General features: G+C 39.8%; 1 protein-coding gene. It reads right to left on the bottom strand.

The genetic code is table 11. From position 1 onward, the window contains the following. A partial coding sequence (locus HW45_RS03210) for an Ig-like domain-containing protein (protein WP_235225352.1) occupies positions 1 to 4,522 on the bottom strand: 4,522 nt, incomplete at its 3' end. Between the last annotated feature and the right edge of the window lie 24 nt (positions 4,523 to 4,546).

Below are 4,546 nucleotides of genomic sequence, written 5' to 3'. Positions count from 1 at the left end.
TTGGTTTCGTCGCGTTGGTCACGTTATCACTGTTGTCTCCAGAGTCCGTCATCAGCGCTAAGTGATCCAGTACTGGTGCAGTAGTATCATGAACTAATGTGCGAGACAGTCCCTGAGTATTACCTGCATTGTCTATAAAATTGATTTTAATAGCATTAGAACCTTCACTTAAATCTATACTGGCTTGCCATTTACCTAGAGCCTCTTGAATAGACATTGTTGGATTAGCTACTTTCTGACCATTTATGAAAATGCTATCTATTTTTGAGCCTGCATCGAGTCTACCTTCAAAAACAGCTGTATCACTATCAATATACTCTCCATCATTTAGAGTTTTACCATTAATGCTATCAAGAACAACTAAAGGTGCAGACTTATCAACATCTACGTTAAAAGAGGCAAACTTTGTGTTCCCTGCAACATCTTCAAAATTAATGACAACTCTCTGTGAGTCATGAGTTAAATGTAAAGTTTCAGACCAGTTTTTAGATATAGTCTCGGTATCATAAACTCTCACTCCATCTACCATAACAACGATTTTGGTGCCTAGGTCAATTTCCCCTCCAATGTCTATCGTGTCAGATGACGTTGTAATGTTCTCAACGTTCAATAGATCTAACACCTCATCTCCATCGATATTTAATTTGAAGTCATTAAACTTCGTTTTCAAGTTAATTGTTTCACTCAACTCCCTTGAGTTTCCGGCGCGATCGAATACCGAAAACTTGAAATTGTTCTCACCTTCTTGTAGAGATGTCCCACGGAAAAGCCAATGATCACCCTGACGAGTCGCAGATGATTCAACTCCATTGTCGAACTTTATTATAGCATTCGCCACTTCCATTCCAGACTTGGGCCTATAAATGAGATTAATTAAGCCTCGATTTAAAGTTAGAGCTTCTCCATCCTCAAATTGTTGGCCTTGGAAACTAAGTTCATTTGACTCAAGCGTTCCAATATGAGTATCCCTAACAATAGTGCTAGTACTAGTACTAGTGTTGCCAGCAGAATCCTTAAAATGCCATGTAAATGTATAAGTACCATCTTGTGAGCTACTTGAAAACTGTTCAGGGAAACGCCAGTTAGACTGCGTATTTATATTATCGTAATGATGACTAAAACCATTAGGTCCACTGACGTCAACCGATGCAGTTACATCACTGTCTGTTCCATATCTATCCCAACTAAATTGAAAATCTAAATTATCTTTATTTGTTCGGCCATCTTGCTCACTATGCCATACGTCCGGTGCCGCAGAGTCTGAACTAATCGTCAAATGCACCGTGGCATTTATAGTCTTATCAACAATTAAAGCACCAGATTCCGACACCTTACTCCCAGCTTTATCTTCAAAAGTAATAGTGAAGGGATGACGTCGTTCTGGCAATTCTATTGTATCTATAGACCATTGGCCTCCTTGTGCGATTGTTTGCGTATACTGAGCATTATTAATATCAATCGTTACCGTACCGGCTTCTGTAGCAGTACCTTTAAATACAACTATACCAGAATGATTTTGGTTAATATAATTCGTCGTACCTTCCTTATGAACGTCTTCTATATCATAGGTCAAACTTGGTTGAGTCGAATCAACGGTGAAATTGATAGTTTCAACACTACTCTTATTCCCAGCCAAGTCTAGAGAATAAATATGTGCCTCTACCGAACCAGTTATGGTATCAGTTACAGTATACGACCAAGTACCGGTTGAACTAACGCGCGTTGTATATTCATTGCCACCTACTATAAGTATATGTATTTCAGAGTTCGGTTCACCTTGTCCTGTAAATTTAGGATTAACGTTCGCAATAATACCATCATCATTGACACCATCACTATCAACAAGGCTTGCAGTAAAGGTGTCATTAGTATTGTCAATTCTTAGATCGTCGATCGTTCGATTCGCTGTATTTCCCGCGTTATCTCGAACCTCAGCTTTGATAGAATATACACCATCAGATAAGCTATCGAACGTTTCATTCCATTTATGATTTGCACCTATGTCGAAGTTTTTAACTGTATTAGTACCATCAGATGTGGTAAGTGTTAACGTAACATGATCACCCTCCCCACCACTACCATTAAACGACAATGTACTTCCACTCAGAATGTTGTCATTGCTATAAAGACCATTATCACCGACCAACTTCCAATCAAAGTTAATACGAGTTTTAATCTCCATGACTCCTCGAGAAGACGACGTATTCCCAGCGTTATCAATAGCTGTAATCGTGAAGTTATTTATTCCCTCAACTAAATTTAATGTTTTGCTCCAAGTTCCGTCAGGATTAACACTGATATTACTGGTTTGATCATTCACTTTTAATGTCAATTTCTGAGCATCATGCACTGTCCCAGAGAAAGTGTGTTCTTTATCTCTTGAAACATTGTGACTAATATTTTGGTTTCCATCGATGTTGACTTCTAAAAGTGGAGGAGTTATATCTACAACAACCCTTACATTTTGATTATTAGTGTTACCCGCTACATCTTCTGTCTGTATAACAAAATTATGCGCTCCCTCATCTAAGTTGTTAAATTGATAGCTCCAACTTCCATTAGTTGCTGTCATACTAGCAAAAACAACACTCGGGTCATCGCCGTCTACAATTTTTATTTTCGTATCAGACTCTGTATTGCCAACCAAATTCACTTTTTGTGAGTTAGTCTTAAAGTCACCTTTGTCACCTGAGTCACTATCTCCATCTAAGTTAAACGTGGTAGATACGCTCCTATCAATTACAAACTGAAAACTTTCCGTGGATACTACCCCTCCCGTTTCGTCTGTAATTCGCAATGAAACATCATATGTTTTCTCAGCCAAAACATCGCTACTATTAATAGGTATGGACCAGTGCCCATCAAGTCCAGCAGTAACCTCTGTATAGGTAACACCACCCATAGTAGCAACAATATGGTACCCAGGTGTTGCTTGGCCAGATAATATAGGGCTGTCTACATTTGTAATATTGTCGCTATTGTTACCACTATTCGTTGTTGAGTCTAATCCAACTATAAATGGTAACGTATCAGGAGTAATAGTGACACTTTGTGTTCTCGTATTAGTATTGCCAGCGATATCAGTGACTACAAATGTTAAGTTATGAGCTCCAAAATCCAACTGTGATAAAGTAATCTCAAAACTTCCGTCACTATTAACTGCCTTATCGGCCGACACACTAACACCATGAGAATCTAATACTTTAATAGACGACGCATTACCTATAATTTTACCTTCAAATGAAAGCTCTTTTGTCTTAGTTGTCCAATCTCCTTTGAAGCCAGTGTCACTTTCCGCCTTTAATTCTATGTCAGAAATTATAGGCGCATCTCTATCAATAGTTAAATCATGAGCTTCTAAACGACTATTTCCTGCAGCATCGACAACCGCTACGTTGAATGTATAGTCTCCGTCATTAAGGCGATCTGGTATTTCAAATTGCCAACTACCGTCAACTATGCTTACAGTAGGGTTATAAGAATGTAATAGAGTCCCTGACTTAGTTTTAATATCTAAAGTAACCGACGCATCTTTATCAGTGGTTCCACTGACAGAGAGAACATTTGCATTCGTAATCCAATCGGTCGTAGATACACCAGTGTCAGAGTCTAATTTGAAGTCATTAACAACGTCATTATCTATCACCACTACTTGTTCTTTGCTAAATTTATTACCCGCTACATCTGTAGAGCTAATCTTTAGTAAATATCTCCCATCTACCAAATCTGTATTATATTGATAATTCCAAGAACCATTGCTATGTGGGGTTATTTCTATCTCCTCTAAGAGACTTGTACCTTTCCATAGTTCTAGCGATACAGGCGTTTGCTCATCATCTGTAGTACCACTCAATGCAAAGGTTCGATTTTTAGTTATCCAGTCTGTGGTATTTGCACCAGAATCCCCTATTAGTGAAAACCTCACATCGGGTGGATTAGTATCAAGTTCATAAGTACCCGACTTACTGGTAGAGTTGCCAGCCACATCCGTTGTTGTAAGTGTCCACTGATAGGTTCCATCAGAAAGTGCATTAGTTACAGGTATCTGAAATGAACCATCACTTCCTGCTCGTTTTGAGTCTTCGTAAACCTTTTGAGACCCCTGCTTTATAACTAACGTTACATTTGCTCCGCCATCTGTTACACCAGAAAAAGATGGAGTCTTATCTTTAGAAATACCATCATTAGAAAATTTACCTAGATCAGATGCACTATCCAGACCAGTATCAGACGAAAAGCTAACAGAGCTATCGATTATGAAATTTGCCCCCTGGAATGTATCGCTATTACCTGCCGCGTCCGTCGCTTGCACGCGCCAAGTGTACTCCCCGTCACCCATCTCCGTCGGCACGTCCACGCGAAACGACTCATTCGCCGTCACGCTTTGCGTCAGCGTCTGCACGCCATGACCATCCGCACCCAAAATCTCCACCGTCAAGAGCGCCGCCTCATTCGAGTGCCCCCCTAACGTTGGTTTCGTCACGTTGGTCACGTTATCACTGTTGTCTCCAGAGTCCGTCATCAGCGCAAAGTGCTCCGGTACTTG

It is taken from the genome of Vibrio sp. ER1A (assembly GCF_000733315.1).
GTDB classification, from domain to species: domain Bacteria; phylum Pseudomonadota; class Gammaproteobacteria; order Enterobacterales; family Vibrionaceae; genus Vibrio; species Vibrio mediterranei.
Note: the sequence above shows the minus strand (reverse complement) of the source record. Positions and strands in the feature narration are given on the sequence as shown.